This window comes from Acetobacter malorum, assembly GCF_001580615.1.
Taxonomy (GTDB): Bacteria; Pseudomonadota; Alphaproteobacteria; order Acetobacterales; family Acetobacteraceae; genus Acetobacter; species Acetobacter malorum.
Window position 1 is genome coordinate 108,334 of record NZ_LHZC01000050.1, and the last position, 18,610, is coordinate 126,943.

The window sequence follows — 18,610 nt, forward strand, 5'->3', positions numbered from 1 at the left end:
AGTTCAGTCTTCCTTGATTACAATGACGCATTGTCCGGATCTGACTGGAGCGCCAGGTTGAATGCGAATTTCCATAACTGTGCCAGAACAGGGTGCAACAAGAGATATTTCCATTTTCATGGATTCCAGAACAACAACAACCTGACCTACTTCAACTCTGTCGTTCAGGCTAACAAGTACCTGCCATAGGTTGCCGGCAATGCCGCTTTCAACGGCCTGCAGACCGTTGGCTAACGGTACATCTTCCCCTTCCCCTAGGGCTACATCGTTACTTTCAAAATTAGCCGTACCATTTTCTATCCAGCGTTGGCGTTCTGCATCAAAAGCGGCCTGCTGGCATTTTTGGAACGTGGAAATTGCCTCATGATGCTGCTCAAGAAACGCATGATAATCTGAAAGAGCGATTTCTGTTTGTTCAATTTTGATATCATAACGGCCCAACGGAAAGTCTCGGCGGATAACTTCAAGCTCTTCGGCTGAAACCGGATAAAAACGGATCTGGTCAAAAAAGCGCAAGAGCCATGATTTACCCTGAAACGCTTCTGGCAAGCGATACCGCATCCACATTTGCAAGGTACGGCCTACAAACTGATAGCCCCCCGGACCTTCCATACCGTAAACGCACAGGTAAGCCCCGCCGATGCCAACCGAGTTTTCCGCTGTCCAGGTGCGGGCTGGGTTATATTTTGTGGTTACCAACCTATGACGCGGGTCTAGCGGCGTTGCGACTGGAGCGCCCAGATAGACATCTCCCAGCCCCATAACCACGTAGCTGGCGTTAAAGACAATGTTGTACACGTCATCAATGCTGCCAAGGTCATTAATACGGCGGATAAATTCTAAATTACTGGGGCACCATGGTGCATCTTTACGCACGGTGGTCATGTATTTACGAATGGCCAACTGGCAAGCGGGGTCGTCCCATGAGAGAGGGAGGTGCACAATACGAGACGGAACACGTAGATTGGTTTTTTTTAAAACATCTGCCCACAGTTGCTTAATGATGCTGAGCAACTGCCCAGAAGTGATTAGATTGGATGCATAATGAATCTGTAAGGAACGAATGCCGGGCGTTAGATCAATAATGCCGTTGAGATTTTCTGCCTCCATTGCGCGCATGAGCGCATGCGCCCTAAACCTGAGTGTCAGATCAAGTTCGGGATCGCCAATTTCAAGCAGAAGGTTTGCATCACCAGAGAGCCGGGCCACAAGGCGTGTGCTGCCCTCCCCTTCGGTCATGACAATAGGGGAGGAAAGCTGTGCGCGCTCCCACGATGGGCTTTGCTCTTGCAGTGTCTGGACTTCAGCTTCATCCGAACGGGCCAAGCTGTGCGCCGTGGGGAGGTCAACCGGTACAAAGCGCACCAGATCACCTGCCCGTAGCTGCCCCAGTTTCCATAGGTCCGCGCTTATAACGGTTACAGGACACACAAACCCACCTAGGCTAGGGCCGTCTGGCCCCAGAATAACCGGCATATCTCCCGTAAAATCGACTGCCCCAATGGCATATGGATTGTCATGAATATTGGAGGGGTGAAGGCCTGCTTCTCCACCACTTTCACGCACCCATTCCGGCTTGGGGCCAATAAGGCGAATGCCCGTGCGACTGGAGTTAAAATGGATTTCCCACTTTGTAGCGAAAAATGTTTCCATATAAGCGGGTGTGAAATATTCCGGTGCGGCATGGGGGCCATAGATCACACGCACGGTCTGCACATCGGGCAGTGTTGGGGTAAGCGATACAGGCAGCACAGCACCATCGGTTAGGCTCTGTGACGGCGGGAGATGCAATACATCACCTACACGCAACGCGCGCCCCGCATGCCCGCCAAACTGACCCAGAATAAACGTGCTGCAACTGCCCAGATAAGAGGGAACAACAATCCCGCCGCGAAGGGCCAGATAACTACGTGCCCCTTTTCTGACGATACTACCCAGCTTTAAAACAGACCCTGCACAAACACGGAATACGGTGTTCATTGAGCAAGCCTGCCCATCAAGCTCAATAACAATTTCGGCACCGGTAACGGCAACAACAGCGTCTGTGTTAAAACGCAGAGTTGGGCCATTCATGGTTATTTCAAGACCAGGCGTTCCTGCGGCATTACCCAAAAGCCTGTTAGCCAACTGGAAGGATCGGTTATCCATAGGGCCAGAGGGGGGAATACCAACAGCCCAGTACCCCAACCTGCCGGGAAAATCTTGCACGGTGGTTTGTGTGCCAGCGACAAGAACTTCAAACGTATTGGCTTTATAGGTTAAGCCCTCAAGGCATCTTGTCCATGGGTTGCTTTCTACAAACGGTTGATAGGCTAGAATTTGCCTAAGATAGGCACAATTAGTTTCAACCCCGTAAATCTCTGTTTTGGCGAGTGCTTCATCCAGCCGGGCAACGGCTGCTTGCCGCGTGCTATCATGCGCAATAACCTTAGCCACCATGGGGTCAAAAAACGCAGGGATTTCTGCGCCAGCTTCTATCCATGTATCTATACGCAGAGCTTTTCCGTCTGCTGGTGGAAAGTGAACATGCGTGACAAGGCCAGGAGAGGGCTGAAAATTACGGCCGGGGTCTTCAGCATACAGTCTGGCTTGAATGGCATGCCCCTGCGGCGTTAAGCCAGCCATGAGCATGCTGAGCGGGGGCAGTGTGCCTGCCGCCAGTTCAACCATCCACCGAACCAGATCTACACCCCAGACCTGCTCCGTTACCCCGTGCTCAACCTGTAGCCGTGTATTAACTTCTAGAAAGTAAAATTGCTTGACATCACTATCATAAACAAACTCTACAGTGCCAGCACTGCGGTAGTGCGTGGCTTTACCGAGCCGAATTGCAGCTTCACACAAGGCTTCAGCTATGCCATCGGGCAGGCCAGGGGCTGGGGTTTCTTCTATAACTTTCTGGTTTCGGCGTTGTATTGAACAGTCGCGCACTCCAAGGGCAATAACTCCACCTTCTCCATCACCAAATATCTGAACTTCAAGATGCCGTGCATGCTCAATATATTTTTCAATAAATACTCCTCCATCAGAGAAGTTGTTAAGGCCTAACTGACGAACTTTATCAAAGGCCTCTATCAATTCTTCTTCAGAGTAACAGACACGCATGCCTATGCCGCCACCGCCGGCCGTACTTTTGAGCATGACCGGGTACCCGATCTGGGTAGCGGCATCTGTTGCGTCTTGCGCTGTATTGAGCAAAGGGGTGCCACGCAGCATAGGCACGCCTTGTGCGGCGGCCAGATCTCGCGCGGTATGTTTTAAACCAAAAGTACGAAGCTGCTCCGGTGTAGGTCCAACAAACGCAAAACCTTGACTCTCACACTTTTCAGCAAAAGCGGCATTTTCAGACAAAAACCCGTAACCAGGATGAATAGCCTGAGCCCCCGCCTGCCGAGCTGCGGCCAGAATTTTATCTATTCTCAGATATGTCTCGGCTGCAGCGCCTTCTCCAAGCGAAATAGCCTGATCCGCATTGCGTACATGAAGACTGCAAAGGTCTGCTTCCGAATAGACAGCCACCGAACCAACATGCAGGTCTTGTAAAGTCCGCTCAATACGGGCTGCAATGGCACCACGGTTAGCTATGAGTAATTTTTCAAACATTACAATTTCATTCAGAAGAAAGTGGCTACCCACTACGGGAAAAAGATTCGCCTGGCTCTACAACCCACCTAAAAACAGCCAAAGTGGCTGTTTTTAATTCCAGACTAGCACTTCAGCAGGTGTGGGATTCCACCCATTGCAGGGATTGTTCAATTGCGGACAATTAGAAATAAGAACCATAACATTTTGTTCGGCACGCATTTCAACATATTTTCCGGCGGCGGAAATACCATCTTCAAACGTAAGCCCACCATCTGGTGTAACAGGCACGTTCATGAAAAAGTTGATATTGGCACCAATATCACGCTTGTCTAATCTGCCATCATGCAGACAGGCACACAAGAAATTGTCACGGCAACTATGCATAAACCGGCGGTCGTGCGCGTAGCGAACGGTATTGCTCTCTTGCGCGCAAGCGCCACCCAAAGTGTCATGCCTACCGCATGTATCTGCCACAATTGTCAACATAGGATTACCCATATTGGAATACAGCACTGTGCCACACGTAAGGTAAACGCTATTTTGGCGCCGTATTGTACGCTGGGGGTCGTAACGCTCCCGTGGCGCTTGAGCGTTATAAAATAAAGTATCTATGGCCTGATTACCTTCCAGATCGAGAAGGCGCAGTGTTTGACCAGCTTTTATTTCAAAAAGAAACGGTTCACCTGCGGGAATCACATGGCGGAAAAACGCTGTTTCGGGTGATAGAGCACTTGGCGTCAATTTCATGTCCGTTTTCCTTACACGCAATAAAGAGCTGTATTGAAAAAAGCGCGCCCATTTTCTGGCCGAGAGGTGTGACAACCAAAAGAAATACCGTCTTCCGCAACATCATGTACTGAAAAAGAGATAGGTTTTGGGTTGTACTGCGGTGAAGGGTCCATGGGGTGCTGCAACGCAGTCAGAATAATCAGCACATCCATCGGAGCGTACAAGTCGATATAATCACCCGCAGAAGAGTTGCCCTCCACAAAGGAAAACTGACCCGTTTCATCAGCTATGACTTTACTGAAAAAATTAACAACCATCAGGAGGTCTTGAATATTAAGGTTCCACTTTCCCATTTCTACAAGAAGGTTATCGTGTCCATTGCGATGGAATTTATTGCGCAGCTCCTGATAGCGGCCAGGGCCGTATTTTTCTTCTACTTCCTGCGCGTTCAGTACGCCGCCAAAAGAGTCGTGCCAGCCACAGCTATCCTCTGATATAGCGAGTAAAACGCGTCCCATATCAGAATACAGACAGTGCCCCGCAGTCAGTTTTGCAGTATGCTGCCCCTTTAGGGTATCTGGTAGGTTAAAACGCTCACTTTTCTGATCTGCATTGAGAAAAGTGGCACTTACATTTGCACCGCCCTCTATATCTTTAATGCGCAAAACACGCCCACGCTTAAGGATAAAAGACGTATGCCCCCCACCAGGGACAAGTTCTTCGTAAAGACACGGACGTAACGTCGACATATCATTTTTCATTATAGACTCTCAGCTCCTGGAGGGTGGAAAGCGCAACAGCGTGAACAAGCACGCGCAGCAGCAGGAACAGAAAACTCAGGCCTACAAGATTGTGTAAGCGAGAGTCCTATCTCATTGATAAATAAGGCGGAAGGAGAGAAATGCATTTTAAAGACCTCCGGTTAACACGACGACAAACAGAGCAGCGCGACACAAAAAGTGTGCTGTCTCCCGGGCTTTTGTCCCGCCGTGTAACCTCAACCAGAGGTCGTTCGCTCTCGGACCAGGCACCTGCATAAACAGGTCGGAACCCTAGCGAACCATTGCATATTGTTACAGTCTAACTAAGACTGCATAACGCTTTGATAGCAGAGTCTCTGACATTGAATCAATACCGTAATGGATTTTTTGGAAGAAACATTTATTTTACCGGAGCGAAGCTTGCCTATACGCCATAAAGAACATGGTTAACGTATTGTATTGTAAGTGTTTTTTATCTAAAATTAAGGGGTGCTTTCAACTAAGGTCAAAAGCACCCATTTTTCTTTTTTGACGTAAAGATGACAGCTTAAATCCGCATAAGATGGGGAAGATTAATCCTCCAACAAACCGAAAATATCATCACCCTCAACAACGGTGGAATATGTTTTGAGCGGAACAGTACACGGCGGAGAAACAGCCTTACCCGTACAAACATCAAAACCACCACCGTGCAATGGGCAGTAAATGGTGGTTCCCTCCAGATCACCCTCCCTAAGAGCTACTTTACCATGGGTGCAAAGGGCGTCTGTCGCATAAACCTTACCCTTAACCTTATAAACCACCAGTGAGGCATCTATTCCCGCAACGGCCACCTGGCGCATAGCGCTCTCTTTAAGCTCGCTGTTACGGCACAAAAAAACTTTTTCGACCATTGCTTTCTCCAGCATACATTTTTGTAAATTTGTAGACCGTTTCGATCTGAGAATTGAAGCTGACATAGGTTGCCTAGTTTTACAATCACCATGCCCTCCCTATGCCACAAAAAATATTTTACCAAACCAGATTATGCCTACAGCACGCTTAGTACGTGTCGTTATAGCACCGCACAGAAACCGCAGGATATATTGTATTTTTTATTATTTTATCATTATTTTTTATAATTATATAAATTAGGAAAATCGCTGTTTTGCATTTGATATGCCTTACCATATCTCAATGATAACGATCATTTAATGCACTTCATTTTTGAAAACCAACGCTTTTTTGATGACAAACACCTTTAATTACGTCAAACGACATATATCGGTTACGAAATGATTGATCTACGCTCCACATGAATTTGTTTAGCAACTTTCGTCTTAGTTGCTCAAACTGGCAACTGAGATACTCACCAAAGTGAAAACAGGAGTAATGTATGCAGGATTGTCCGGCTAAAAGAAGGGCATATCTGTTTTGCGCCACCATGTTGATTAGTGGCGCTCCCTTTGCTCTCGCTGCCTCTGCTCATGCAGCCTCGTCTGACCAGAAGAATGGCCCAGTGGCAGAAAAGAAGACACGCTCTGGCGCATCAGCAAAGCAGCAACCTGCAACAACGAAAGCCGCAGCTGTTAAGCCTGTTCAGCAGAAAGTGCGCGCTGCCCAAGAAGAGCAGATTATGGTTACGGCAACACGGCGTTCAACCAAGCTGGAAGACTCGCCCATTAATATTTCTGTCGTTGATCAGAAGCTGATGAAGAATGAGCGGATCACTGACATTCGCCAGTTGAGCTCTTTTGTGCCGGGTTTGACCATTACCGATAACGGCCCGGGCAATACCGGTAACATTATTATGCGCGGCCTCTCTTCTGGCTCAACGTCAACAACCGGGAACTTCACCAACAACTCGGTTGGTGTCTATCTGGGTGAAGTGCCGCTTTATACAGACTTCAAAATGGTCGATATAGATCGCCTTGAAGTACTACAGGGGCCACAGGGCACCCTATACGGTTTAGGCACCTTGGCCGGTGCTATTCGTTATATGCCCCACCGCCCTGTTCTGAACCACTGGTCTGCAGATGTGACCGGCAAGACCTTTGGGGAATCGCACAGTGGCTCCCCCGGTGGTGAAACAACAGGCACGTTTAATATCCCACTCATCAAAGACCATCTGGCGTTCAGAACGGTTGTGGGGTACTATAATGACCCCGGCTTTATGGACTACAATTACCTGCTGAAGACACCAGGAGTTTCTAACCCGCAGCCGGGTGCTAACTCTTTGGGTACAGTTGAACAGCGCGCCCAGAATTTTTACCGCCGTAAAGATCTGAATTACGACCACACCTTTACAACCCGTAACCAGCTCTTGGTGCAGGTTAATCCTAACATTAAGGGCTACCTGACCTATATGCACCAGGAAACCCGTACAGGCGGCCAGCAGGCCAATGCTGCGGGCGTGCTCGGGACTGGCCATTATGATGCACCGTGGCGTTATCAGGAGCCAGTAAACCGCAAATCAGACCTTTATAGCGGGGAATTCTATTTCAACATTTTCAACTTTGCTCAGTTGGTCAACACAACGGCTTATACACACCAGACCATAGACTCAGTTGAAGATAATACGGATCTTCTGCTTGATCTTGATTATGGGTACCAAGCCTTCCCAAACTTCTCTTCCTATGCAGAGAATCACAGAAAATACACACAGTTCAACGAAGAGCTGCGCCTTGTTTCTACCCATAAGGGGCCGATAAGCTGGGTTATTGGTGGTTTTTACAACGACCAGAAAACAGATACCAACCGCCACGAGTATGTCCCTGGGTATACATCTTGGGCGGATATCGATCGGCCTGATGAACTTGAATATGCCTCACGCGTGCACACCAAAACGCAGGAGCGCGCAGTGTATGGCGAGCTTACCTACCATATCTTGAAAAATCTTCAGATTACAGGTGGTTTCCGGTACTTTGATTATGACTCTTCGGTAGATGGTGGCACTGCATTGCCGCTCTTCCAAACCTACCCGAATGTAAACTATAGCTCACAACAGGGTTCTACCGGTGCCAATGGCACCATGTGGAAAGCGAACATTTCCTACCGTATTAACCCGAATATCATGACCTACTTCACTTACAGCACTGGTTATCGTGTGGGTGGGGTAAACAAAGTGGCCCCCTGCTCCATGCCATTGGACACAAGCGTCCAGCATGCTTGCGCCCTACCAAATGAAGTCAGTTATAAACCAGATAAAACACGCAATGCTGAACTTGGTATCCGTGGGAATTTTTTCCACCGTCGGTTAATATTTACATTGGCTGGCTACAATATTGACTGGACAAACATACAGGTTCCCGGCCAGACTCAATATGGGAATGTTGGAATTACGAAAAATGGCGCGGCTGCGGTCTCAAGAGGCTTCGATGCGTCTGTAAATGTAAAGGTTCTGCCAAACTTTACGATTTCAGCGACCTATTCTTATGTTGATGCACACTTGACAAAATACTCTCCAGGATTAGTCACCAACGTACTAGGCTCCTATGCAGGAAAGCCAGGAGACCGTTTACCCGGCTCGACCAAGAATTCGGGCAGTATTATTGCAAACTACACCCTGCCCCTAGATGAAGACCGAAATATCCAGTTTAATTGGGCAACGACTTATCAAGGCAGCATCTTCTCTCGTGTGGGGCTAGAAGGCTATGGCTACCGCATGCCCAGTTATGTAACGCACCGAGCGTCTATTACATACAACACAAGGAAATGGAGTGTTGATCTTTTTGTCAATAACCTGACTGATCAGTATGCTGTAACTGCAGTCAGTAATGATATGAGCTCCATTCGTTCCCGTGATGGCATTGCTGAACGCTATTATGCCTATAGCGTTTTAACACCACGCACCTTTGGGCTGGAAGCAAGCGCACATTTCTAAAAATTGCGTCTGACTGATACAATAAAAAAAGACCCATCTATGTGAAACATATTTTCCATACGAGGGTCTTTCTATTATTTTGGTGTGCACCTCGTGTCGGTGCACATATCAACTCAAAAACTACCATAAGCAAGGAAATTTCTGATGGAAATAACACAAAAAGTCATTATGGTTTCAGGCGCAGCAAGAGGCATGGGGGCTGCAATTGCCAAAAAATTTTACAATGAAGGCTGGTGTGTTAGCCTTGGTATGCGCAGATCCCAAATACCAGCATGGGCAACAGACAAAGAGCGCGTTTTGATTGGCCACTACGATGCCTTAGACACAACAACAGAAGCCAGTTGGGTTGATAGCACAATAAGCCATTTTGGGCATATTAATGCGGTTGTTGCAAATGCCGGCATTGGCATTTGGAAAAACATTATAGATATCAATGAAGATGAGATGGATGATCTTCTGGACGTCCATATTAAAAGCCCCCGCCGCCTAGTAAAAGCTGCATGGGAACAACTTGTTGCCTGTGGCAGCGGCCGAGTTGTTATGATTGGCTCCCTGTCGAGCAAACGTGTTTATGATTCAGATTCTGGCCCTTATGCCGTGTCCAAATTTGCAACGCTTGCTTTGGCGCACTCCATTCGTCACACTGGGTTTGAATATGGCATTAGAGCCACGGTTATCTGCCCCGGCTTTGTAAAGACCGACATGGTTGAAGGCATGATGCCAGAACTGAACATGACCCCACCAGAAGAAATTGCCCGCGTTGCGCATTTCCTTGTCACGTCGCCCAATGAGGTTAGTATTTCGGAAATTCCCGTAAATTGCAGGGCAGAAGAAAGCTACTAAGGTCGGCTTTAAAATAAACTTGAAAAGCAAGGCTGAGTTCACAAGAACTTTGCCTTGGCCATTCCAATAACCCTGACAGACGCTTTGGGTGGAACTATTTTTACTCGCTTTACTTTCTCTCCTCGTCCTTGAGACTATTAGGTGACAAACGCACAAATGCCTTCTCTTTTTGTTAGCAACGCTGACAACGTTTTGAATCCTCTTTTACAACCCCACTTCTTGGGAGGGGGCAGCACACAAGCTAGATACTAATGCTATGGCCGATGCAGTAGATACATTTTATGATTTTCCCCAGATATTTGTAACATGGAGTCGTGCTGACACACCTGTGCCAGTTGAATGGTGCCGGGGTGTTAGCCCAGCGCACAATACAGGTTACGCCATTTGGGCAAAAATCCTCGTTCCTAGCAGGTCTAAAACGTGTTGCGGAAGAAAGCCAATCGAGCAGACTGTTCCCCACAGGCACCGGCCGTGGCCCGGCCCTACATAATGCTTTTGGGTCCCATTGCGCTGTGGTCACTGAAGCAGTGGTAACGGATAAAAAATCTATTGCTATAAAAAAATTTCCGCCGTTGTGGATTGCAGAATAACTGTTAATACAGATGCACTTATAGCACAAATGGAAGGTGGGCTCCTTTTTGGGTTTAGCACCGCGCTTTATGAAGAAATAAACATAAAAGATGGGCGCATAGAACAAAGTAATTTTCATAACTACCCGATTATGTGCATTAATGACGCACCGCCCATTGATGTGCATATCACCAAAATTACCGAAAACCCCGGCAGTATTGGAGAGGTCAGTACGACTGCGGCGTTTCCGTCACTTGGCAATGCACTTTTTAATGCTATAGGCAAAAGATGTAAGCGCTATCCGTTCTCTCCCCATTTTTTAATGGAAATTGTTTCTCGTTTTTGAAAAGCTCACCCAATAAGAGGATGAGCTTTATCAGAGGGTTCTTTTTATGCTCGCCTCTATATTGGCAAAGTTAGGCAAGCAGAGCTTACCTTGTCGCTACTTTTATAAAATGAGACACTACCCGACACGCGCGAAGCAGCTGCCACGCCATAAGATAACTTTCTTCAGCTTTTTAATTCCCGATATTTTCCGGGTTTGCCCACCATGCCAGAACATGAATATCGTGAGATGTTGTCCAAATACCTTCTGGGGTGTACCGCAAGGCGCCACTGCCCGTTTGTGCACCAACTCGTGCACGAATGGCCAGAGTTTGGGGGTCAATGACAACAAATGTTTGATGGTCTGTGGTACGCAGCCAGATCTTACCACCCCCAGCATCAATATCCCCATACATTAATGAATTATCGACTTTTACCCGACCAGAAACCTCTCCTGTTTCTGGGGAGACACGAGCAACTGTTCCGTCACCCTGCTCTTGCACCCAAACAGCCCCTTCCCCCGCAGCAAGAAAGCCAGGAGCACGTCCAAGAACGGTTTTTTTGACGACGGTGTTAGTTTGCGGATCGATTTTTTGAAGCGTGTTATGGGTAGCGCTTACACCCCATAGGGCACCATAACCGAATGCAAGATAATAGGTTTCAGAATCGACCGGGATAGATGCAATGACCTTGTTTGTAAGTGGGTCAACACGGGCAACTTTCCCGCTGCCATCACTAGCTACCCAGATAGAGCCGTCACCACTGACAACATTCAGCTCGCCTCTGGGGTTTGCTATACCTGTTTGAATAACAACGTTTTTTTGCGTAGTTTTGATATTTATTCGGTTTAGGCTATTCGCTTTGCAATCAGCAACCCAAAGGGAGCCAAACGTTACTGACATAGCACCACAAGGATGGCCCAGCTTAACTTCTGCCAGTTTCCCCGACACAGACCAGTGCTCTACACGCCCTCTGTTCATAACCCAAACTGAGGCACCATCAACGGCAAGAAAATCTGGTGAACCCGGTACATGGATAACCTGCTGTGTGGACCCTGTTGCCGCAAATGCATGAGGGAGACAGGTAACCGGTGAAAACACCGCTAACATTAGAGCATTTTTTAGTATTTTTTTAATACGCACACCGCAACCTTTTCTAATGTCTCAGAAAATTAATACTCAGACAAATATCTTCTAAAAAGAGACTTTACGGACAAAGCCTCGCTAATCCTGCCGACAACGTATAAGACCGAAAAGATACCGGCAAAAACGTAAGCCGCTACAGGAGAGAGTTTTTTCTTGCCCTGTTTCTCGTCGTCTTTATCTGTTTTCTTTTCTGGCGCGGGCACCCCCAAAGCTTTGTCTATCGGGCTTTGAATAAGATATCTGGCCTCTTCCTCTTTTTCCTTCTCGGCTAAAGATTGTGACAATTCGGTTGATGGTTTTTGGAGGTGTTTAACCACAATTGTAAGTTCTGCCATTGCCAGAAAGAAAAACGGTGCCAGAAAACAAAAAAGGAGTGTTTTACTTCTTAAGTCATACTGTAAGACAGAACCTTCTTTTTTGCTCTCTATGCTCAAAACACCATCATCAAATGCGGCCATCTTATCTTGAGAAGGTTGATTTTTTTTAGTAAAAACCAGACTCTCACTTTTCAATTCATGCGTTGTCCCAAATTCCTGAAACAAAGGATCTATTTTACAAAAGACTTCGCTGCTGGTTTGTTGCGCGGGAATTGAAAGACACCCTCTTATATGCCATATCCAGTCAATAAGATGCCAGTTCACTTTTGTGTCCCTTCTCTTTAACCATTTTAATTGGTCAAACCTATTCAATAGTAGTGAAACAATGTTTTAGGGCTTATTGCCGCGCTTTTGCTCCAAACCATTGCTTGGTCACTTTTTTGACTTTCCTCTTATAGTAGCGCCAACCATTCGTGAACGGGTACGTCATTTGTTCACTAATTGTAAGACGACGCCCCCCTTCTGTTCCAAGCAGTTCTGCTTCGCCGTCAACGCAAGTACCGAACATTCTATCTATAAAAATATAAACGCTCGCATAGTTGCTACATGTTGCTTCGTAATCCTGTGCATGATGCAAACTATGATGCTCCGTAGTATTAAACAAATATCTCCACCAACGCGGTGTGTTAAACCTTACGTTAATATGCTGATATTCCCCAATTGCCATAGATATGGCTCCAGCTAACAAAACAGCTCGTGGCAAAAAATCAAAAAAGCCACCCAAACCAAGCCCAATAAGAAACAACTCCGTTGGATTGCCTACTGCACCTTTATTAATATTCAACTGGGTAACATAATGATGAACCGAGTGCGGTAACCACAAAGGATACCATGTATGCATACCGCGATGCATCCAATACTGACCAAAATCAAAAATAAATGAAATAATAAATGCCTGCACCAAAAGAGGGAGAACAAGAAACCACATGACTTTATCAAAATGAAAATAATTCTGGATGAAATCAATCACCGCATCGCTACCAATATAACTATTTACAATACGTAAAAAAGTATAACCCACGCCGACATAAAAAAGGTCCGTGACCAGCTCTTTCCAAGTCAAACGCCAACTTTCATAACGTGGATTTACCCATTCGAGGGCCATCAAGAGAACCCGAAAGCCTACACCTATCCAGATGGATGTCGTGGCCGTCGCTATTGAATTGGGAGCGTAATACCAAAAAACAATCAAGGCGAGGAGCATAGCCGGCTGAAAATAGGTGAAGACAAATTTCTTAACCTTACCCCCCTCCACTTTTGGTATATTATCCCAGCCAATCGTGACGGGAGCTTGCGAACCGATCACTCTGTTTCCAACGCGAGTTCCGCTCATCTCCACCTCCAAAAATTCATTGGTTTGAATTTACCTCATTCTCCATCAGAGTTTCATACGTCATTCGACGCAGCCCGAAGGGTTTCTGGCTGGCTTTTCCGTTCTTGAAACGCAACAATTCTCTTTTAAGCTCTTTTTATGGTTATATGCACTATAAATTTTTAGTATTTTTAAAATTCTAGCTTACAAAAAATGACGAGATATTTATGCTTTACAGAGCGAAATATTGATAATTTTTAATATGAGAACCAAGCGATCCTGCGTAAGAAGTTCCTGTACGTCCTGCCCGCTGATTAAAATAGTGCATTCCACTCGCCAATCACGAACAACTCTCAAGTTATTCATTTCGAATGGCAAACATGATTTTTTCTTATTCCGACGTAATTTTTAATATATTCCCTCTCTTGTGAGAGAAAAATTTATCTGACATAGGGGTAAAGTATTATTTTTTTCTTGTATACACATTAACAAGTAAGTGAGAGTCGAGAGTGAAAGAAAAAATGGTTGTCATTGTAGGGGCTGGCATAGCAGGCGTATCTGCCGCCCAAGCCCTGCGGGAAAATGGCTTTAAAGGGCAGATTATCTTGTTAAGCCGTGAAAATAGAATGCCTTATGACAGGCCACCGCTCTCTAAAGATGCTCTGCATACAAGCACACCGCCCACCACTTTCTTGCTCCGTGACGAAGCTTTTTACAAGACAAACCAGATAGACCTAAGGCTAGGTGCTGAAGCGACCGCCATTGATGCTGCTGCCCATTTTGTAACGCTCTCTGACGGGACAGAACTACCTTACAGTACGCTCCTTTTGACCACAGGCTCACGCCCCCGCACGCTGCCTCTTTTTCCTTACGGTGCACCCTTTATCCATTATTTGCGCACGTCGTCTGATGCGCAAAGACTAAGACAGGACATGCAAAGCCTACCCAAAGGGGCCAGTATGGTTATTGTGGGTGCAGGCATTATTGGCCTTGAAGTGGCTGCCTCAGCAACGACGCAAGGCTTTCATGTTACTATTATTGAGGCTGGGGAAAGGCCGCTGGGGCGCTCTGGCAGCCCGTTACTAGCCAACTTTCTTGCGGCAGAACACACTAAACACGGTGTAGATATTCGGTGCAAAACCCATATTATAGATGTAGAAAAAAGCGAGTCTGGCTATTCTCTCACCCTCTCTGACAAGAGCACTCTCCCCGCAGATTTGATTGTTGTTGGCATTGGCGTGTGTCCTGAACACGAACTTGGCAGCCTTGCTGGGATTGAGGCTGCAGCTGGTGGCATTTCTGTTGATGCACAAGGCAAAACCAGCATTAAAGACATTTATGCTGCGGGAGAGGTCGCCTTTCATCACAACGTACATTATGGCACGCAACGCCGGGATGAAACATGGCAGCATGCAGCGAGCCATGGCGAGCACGTAGCCAAAGCGATTCTTGGTGTACCTGATGACTACTCATCACCTGGGTCATACTGGACAGACCAGTATACCTTTAACATTCAAGTTGTAGGCAACCCGCTTGGAACCAGCGAAGTTGTGCGTGGTAACCCAAGTGATGGAGTTTTTGTTATTTTCCACCTCATTGGGTCAGTTATCTGCGGGATAACGGCTGTTAACGCCACGCGCGAGTTACGCAAACTACGGCGCTTAGTGAGAAATTCCAGCGCAGTACCACCGCATATTCTAGAAGACACCACAATAGACCCAACACATTACTAAATGTAAATTTCCTTTACTACCATTTTATGGACTGGACTTTTCCTCAATGGAACGGTCTGTTCCGGTATAAGGAAAAATGAAGAACCGTTCATTGAAGATACTCGATGGTCTAGTTCCGGCTGAGCAAAATATGCTGATGCCTTGCGCAGGATCTCATTAGTCTTCCGCAGTTCGCAGTTTTCGCGCTCTCCAGTTGCCAGATCTTCTCCCCCATTAGACAACTCACTCACCGTAGGTACATGCGCACGTTCATGCAGATGGGTCCATTTTGATAGCGTGTTGGGATGATGAATATCCAGCTTTGGCGCGATCATCATTACTGTAGGCTAGCGCGAGGAATGGTGCTTCTCTTCCTCCAGAACCATGCGAACCGCGCACTCACGAAATTTAGGCGAAAAACGCTTCGATTTGTTACTCATGACTATACTTTTTACCTCACGGGCCTTCCTGTCTTCACAAAACCCAAGGCACTTCACCAGCACAGGCTCTACCGTGGTTCTTTGAGAAAAAGGCCACAGACGCCCCATTTGTTCATCCATCAGCCAAAACAGGTCGCTCATCTCCAGTCTCCTCACAGAACCTGAATCAGCTTTCCACAATCAAATTAATGCGTCCTGAGCCTAAGGTCTCGTATCGATAAATACAGCCTGTTTGTGAAGATGGTTCAAAGGCTGCAGGTTCTATCGCAATAGTTTCCGGAGTCATTTGACCTCGACGCGTGAATACGTACGGGTTGAGATGGAAAGTTTTTTGTTTTCCAATAGGGCTTATGAAGCGCGGGATGGTGCTCCTGCCTGCATAGGAAACGGCAGAGAGATAGCTTTTCTACGGAGGCATATGGACCCAGTGACCGCCTTCGGCACAGATTGTTCTCTGTGGCGATGCGGTTATCTTCCTTCAACAAAGCGAAGGGTTTCCGTAATTTTTGGGTTTAAATGATAAATTAAGAATACCTATTTCTTATGTATTTTATAGAAATTTCTATGCAGCAAAGATCCTTCGATATATTCTAATGTCGTGCCGGCTGTTTCAGGGACATATTTCCAGATAAAAAGAAACGCAGCGACGTTAACAAGCCCAAATAGCCAGAAGGTTCCTGTCGTACCTAATGTTTCAACTAGAGAAAGTGTAATCAGAGATACGATGGTGTCTGAAAACCAGACTGTTGCACTTGCCAGCCCCATTGCTTTGCTGCGTATAATAAGAGGGAATACCTCAGACGCAACCAGCCATACTGCAACGGACAGCGAGCCAAAATTAAAGAAAATATATCCCAATAAAGAAATTATCATCAGTGTCAGACGCATCCCGGTGAGTGGCGCGGAACTGATGAAAATAGCACCCAGTACAAACAGGGAGAGCGCAGCCAGCGGAAGCATAACCAGCATCATGCGGCGTCTCCCCACTCTGTCAATCAGGGCGATCCCCATGGCTGTTGTGATGGTAGATGTGACGCCAACGGACACAGATGTCAGTAATGCTGCGGAATGTCCGAGCCCTGCCTGCGACAGGATGATGGGAGCATAATAGACAATAACATTAGGCCCGGACAGTTGGGAAAAAGCAGCTATTCCTAAAGCGGCGATAAGTGCCGGCCTTACCCACTTCTGCGTCAGGCTTTTCCAATCAGATCCATTGTGTTCTTCAGCTCTGACAACAAGTGCCTCATCGAGCTCATCGCGTACTACGTCCTTATGGCCACGAAGCCGATAAAGTACAGAGACAGCATGATGTTCCTGTTCGTTATGCAGCAGCCAGCGCGGGCTCTCGGGTAAGAAAAGCATGCCAAACGCAAGAAGCAAGGCGGGCACGGCACCAAGCATGAACATGGCCCGCCATGATTCCGCCCTGCCGGATAGTTCGTAACCGACAAAAAATGCCAGAAGCAGTCCTAAGGAAAACACAAGCTGGAACAGGGATACCAGCCCGCCCCGGCGAGACGCAGGGGCCAATTCCGCCACATAGACTGGCACGATCTGCGTAGTGGCGCCAATGGCAACTCCCAGACCAAGCCGGGCCACGATCAATACCGCTACATCAGGAGCCAGTCCGCATCCGATTGAGGCCACGATAAAGACTGCCGCTGCCGCCATAATGGCAGGGCGTCTGCCCCAGCGGTCCGAAACCGGACCGCTTAACACTGCGCCGAAAATCGCACCGATGTTTAACGAAGCAGCAACCCATTCCTGTCCTATGGTGGAAAGAGAAAACGTTTGCGTTACGAAAATCAGTGCGGATGCGATGATGCCGGTATCATAGCCAAAAAGGAGCCCACCAACCGCAGCGACAGCGGCAGCAATGGAAACATACCGACGTGCAGACTGTCTTTGATCCTCTTCATGAGCCTGAGCATCAAAGGCAGATATGGCACGCTTATGCATTAAGGACGTGGCTTTGTCGTAGGTGTCTGACGCGGGAGTCATAACGGCGCCTCCATTTGCTGTGATCAGGTGCAGTGCCCGGACTTCAGTCTGCATCAGATGTATTGAATATGTCGCTCAACGTACGCTTCATAACGGTCGCATCAAGCGTCTTGCCCAGCCATAGCTCCACCCCGATTACGCCCTGATTGACCAGCATTCCAAGTCCTTCAAGTGGCGTGCAGCCCCGTTTTTTTGCTTCACGCAGGAAGCGCGTTGTCGGTGGGTTGGGGATAACGTCAGCGACTACCTGGCCCTTTTCAAATGTGTCGACATCGACTGCCGCCATTGCCTCTGCGTCACCAAAGCCCACTGAGGTTGCATTGATCACGATATCGGTACCAGCCGGGATGCGTGCGTCGCCTTCCCATAATTGGGCAGTCGCTTCGCATTTGGTATTGTCACGCACAAGAGCAGCAATGGTGTCAGCGTGTGATTTTTCCACATTGACGACGGTTATATGTGCGGCACCAGCCAGACCAAGCTCAACGGCAATTGCCCGTGCGGCTCCCCCGGCACCAAGAAGAAAAACCTTCTTGTCTGCCGGATCAATCACGGTCCTGAGTGAGGCGAGAAAGCCCTTGCCATCCGTGTTATCACCTATCAGTTTACCATTCCGAATGCTGACGCAGTTGACTGCACCGATAATCCGGGCAGCTTCGGCCATGTCATCAAGATACTCTATAACCGCGACTTTATGCGGCAGGGAGCAATTGAAGCCAGCCCATTCCATGGCCAGAGCGCCGCGGACTGCCTCGCCGAGGTGCGCAGGCTTCACGTCACAGTTGATATAGCGTGCGTCCAGTCCTGCGTGCTGAAAGCCAGCTTCGATCATCGCGACGGTAGGGTTGTCTGCGCACGGGGTCGAGAACGAACCGGTGAGAATGCTACGGAAATTGCGGTCCATCGTGTTGCGTCCCTTTTTGGTTGCTGTGGAGCTTTCATGCAT

General features: G+C 47.6%; 15 protein-coding genes and 1 riboswitch. Of the genes, 4 read left to right on the forward strand and 11 right to left on the reverse strand.

What is annotated here, in order from left to right; translation table 11 throughout:
* Positions 1-3: 3 nt before the first annotated feature.
* From uca to AD930_RS09110, 4 genes are all read right to left on the reverse strand, one after another.
* Positions 4-3,603: an urea carboxylase gene (uca, locus tag AD930_RS09095; protein WP_061505982.1), complete on the reverse strand. Its 3,600-nt coding sequence runs from the start codon at positions 3,601-3,603 to the stop codon at positions 4-6.
* A 93-nt stretch (positions 3,604-3,696) separates the two neighbouring features.
* Positions 3,697-4,332 carry an urea amidolyase associated protein UAAP2 gene (locus AD930_RS09100; RefSeq protein ID WP_061505983.1) on the reverse strand — a complete coding sequence of 212 codons (636 nt, stop codon included), beginning with the start codon at positions 4,330-4,332 and terminating at the stop codon, positions 3,697-3,699.
* An 11-nt stretch (positions 4,333-4,343) separates the two neighbouring features.
* A complete protein-coding gene (locus AD930_RS09105) occupies positions 4,344-5,075 on the reverse strand; it encodes an urea amidolyase associated protein UAAP1 (RefSeq protein ID WP_208598588.1) in 732 nt (243 codons plus the stop codon).
* Positions 5,076-5,280: 205 nt separating this feature from the next.
* Positions 5,281-5,381: riboswitch (guanidine-I (ykkC/yxkD leader) on the reverse strand.
* 266 nt (positions 5,382-5,647) lie between these two features.
* A complete protein-coding gene (locus AD930_RS09110; RefSeq protein WP_061506010.1) occupies positions 5,648-5,968 on the reverse strand; it encodes a non-heme iron oxygenase ferredoxin subunit in 321 nt (106 codons plus the stop codon).
* 482 nt (positions 5,969-6,450) lie between these two features.
* Here AD930_RS09110 and AD930_RS09115 point away from each other — a divergent pair, with 482 nt between their 5' ends.
* The 3 genes from AD930_RS09115 (at position 6,451) to AD930_RS09125 (ending at position 10,696) form a co-directional block, all read left to right on the forward strand.
* Positions 6,451-8,937: a TonB-dependent receptor gene (locus AD930_RS09115; RefSeq protein WP_061505984.1), complete on the forward strand. Its 2,487-nt coding sequence runs from the start codon at positions 6,451-6,453 to the stop codon at positions 8,935-8,937.
* Positions 8,938-9,081: 144 nt separating this feature from the next.
* Positions 9,082-9,780, forward strand: a complete 699-nt coding sequence (locus AD930_RS09120) for an SDR family NAD(P)-dependent oxidoreductase (RefSeq protein WP_061505985.1) — start codon at positions 9,082-9,084, stop codon at positions 9,778-9,780.
* A 562-nt stretch (positions 9,781-10,342) separates the two neighbouring features.
* Complete coding sequence (locus tag AD930_RS09125; protein ID WP_264820955.1) at positions 10,343-10,696, forward strand: molybdopterin cofactor-binding domain-containing protein; 354 nt, start codon at positions 10,343-10,345, stop codon at positions 10,694-10,696.
* A gap of 172 nt (positions 10,697-10,868) precedes the next feature.
* On the opposite strand, the gene AD930_RS09130 is transcribed toward AD930_RS09125, so the two are convergent.
* The 3 genes from AD930_RS09130 to AD930_RS09140 all read right to left on the reverse strand — a co-directional run bounded on the left by AD930_RS09130 (position 10,869) and on the right by AD930_RS09140 (position 13,529).
* Positions 10,869-11,816 (reverse strand): Vgb family protein, encoded by a 948-nt coding sequence (locus AD930_RS09130; RefSeq protein ID WP_208598589.1) that lies wholly within the window; start codon positions 11,814-11,816, stop codon positions 10,869-10,871.
* Between the two features lie 29 nt (positions 11,817-11,845).
* Entirely contained in the window at positions 11,846-12,460 is a 615-nt protein-coding gene (locus AD930_RS09135) for a hypothetical protein (RefSeq protein WP_061505988.1), read from the reverse strand.
* 73 nt (positions 12,461-12,533) lie between these two features.
* The gene (locus AD930_RS09140) at positions 12,534-13,529 is read right to left on the reverse strand and encodes a sterol desaturase family protein (RefSeq protein WP_061506011.1); all 996 of its coding nucleotides are present in this window, start codon (positions 13,527-13,529) and stop codon (positions 12,534-12,536) included.
* Between the two features lie 488 nt (positions 13,530-14,017).
* On the opposite strand from AD930_RS09140, the gene AD930_RS09145 reads away from it, so the two are divergent.
* Positions 14,018-15,241 carry an NAD(P)/FAD-dependent oxidoreductase gene (locus AD930_RS09145; protein ID WP_156476959.1) on the forward strand — a complete coding sequence of 408 codons (1,224 nt, stop codon included), beginning with the start codon at positions 14,018-14,020 and terminating at the stop codon, positions 15,239-15,241.
* Here the strand turns inward: AD930_RS09145 and AD930_RS17415 are convergent.
* From AD930_RS17415 to AD930_RS09160, 4 genes are all read right to left on the reverse strand, one after another.
* Positions 15,238-15,558, reverse strand: coding sequence for a hypothetical protein (locus AD930_RS17415; RefSeq protein WP_082781800.1), 321 nt, complete (start codon positions 15,556-15,558; stop codon positions 15,238-15,240). The genes AD930_RS09145 and AD930_RS17415 overlap by 4 nt on opposite strands.
* 9 nt (positions 15,559-15,567) lie before the next feature.
* Positions 15,568-15,801, reverse strand: coding sequence for a hypothetical protein (locus AD930_RS09150; protein WP_061505990.1), 234 nt, complete (start codon positions 15,799-15,801; stop codon positions 15,568-15,570).
* 393 nt (positions 15,802-16,194) lie between these two features.
* The gene (locus AD930_RS09155) at positions 16,195-17,664 is read right to left on the reverse strand and encodes a sugar porter family MFS transporter (RefSeq protein ID WP_082781803.1); all 1,470 of its coding nucleotides are present in this window, start codon (positions 17,662-17,664) and stop codon (positions 16,195-16,197) included.
* Positions 17,665-17,707: 43 nt separating this feature from the next.
* Positions 17,708-18,568, reverse strand: a complete 861-nt coding sequence (locus AD930_RS09160) for a shikimate dehydrogenase family protein (protein WP_061506013.1) — start codon at positions 18,566-18,568, stop codon at positions 17,708-17,710.
* Positions 18,569-18,610 lie beyond the last annotated feature (42 nt).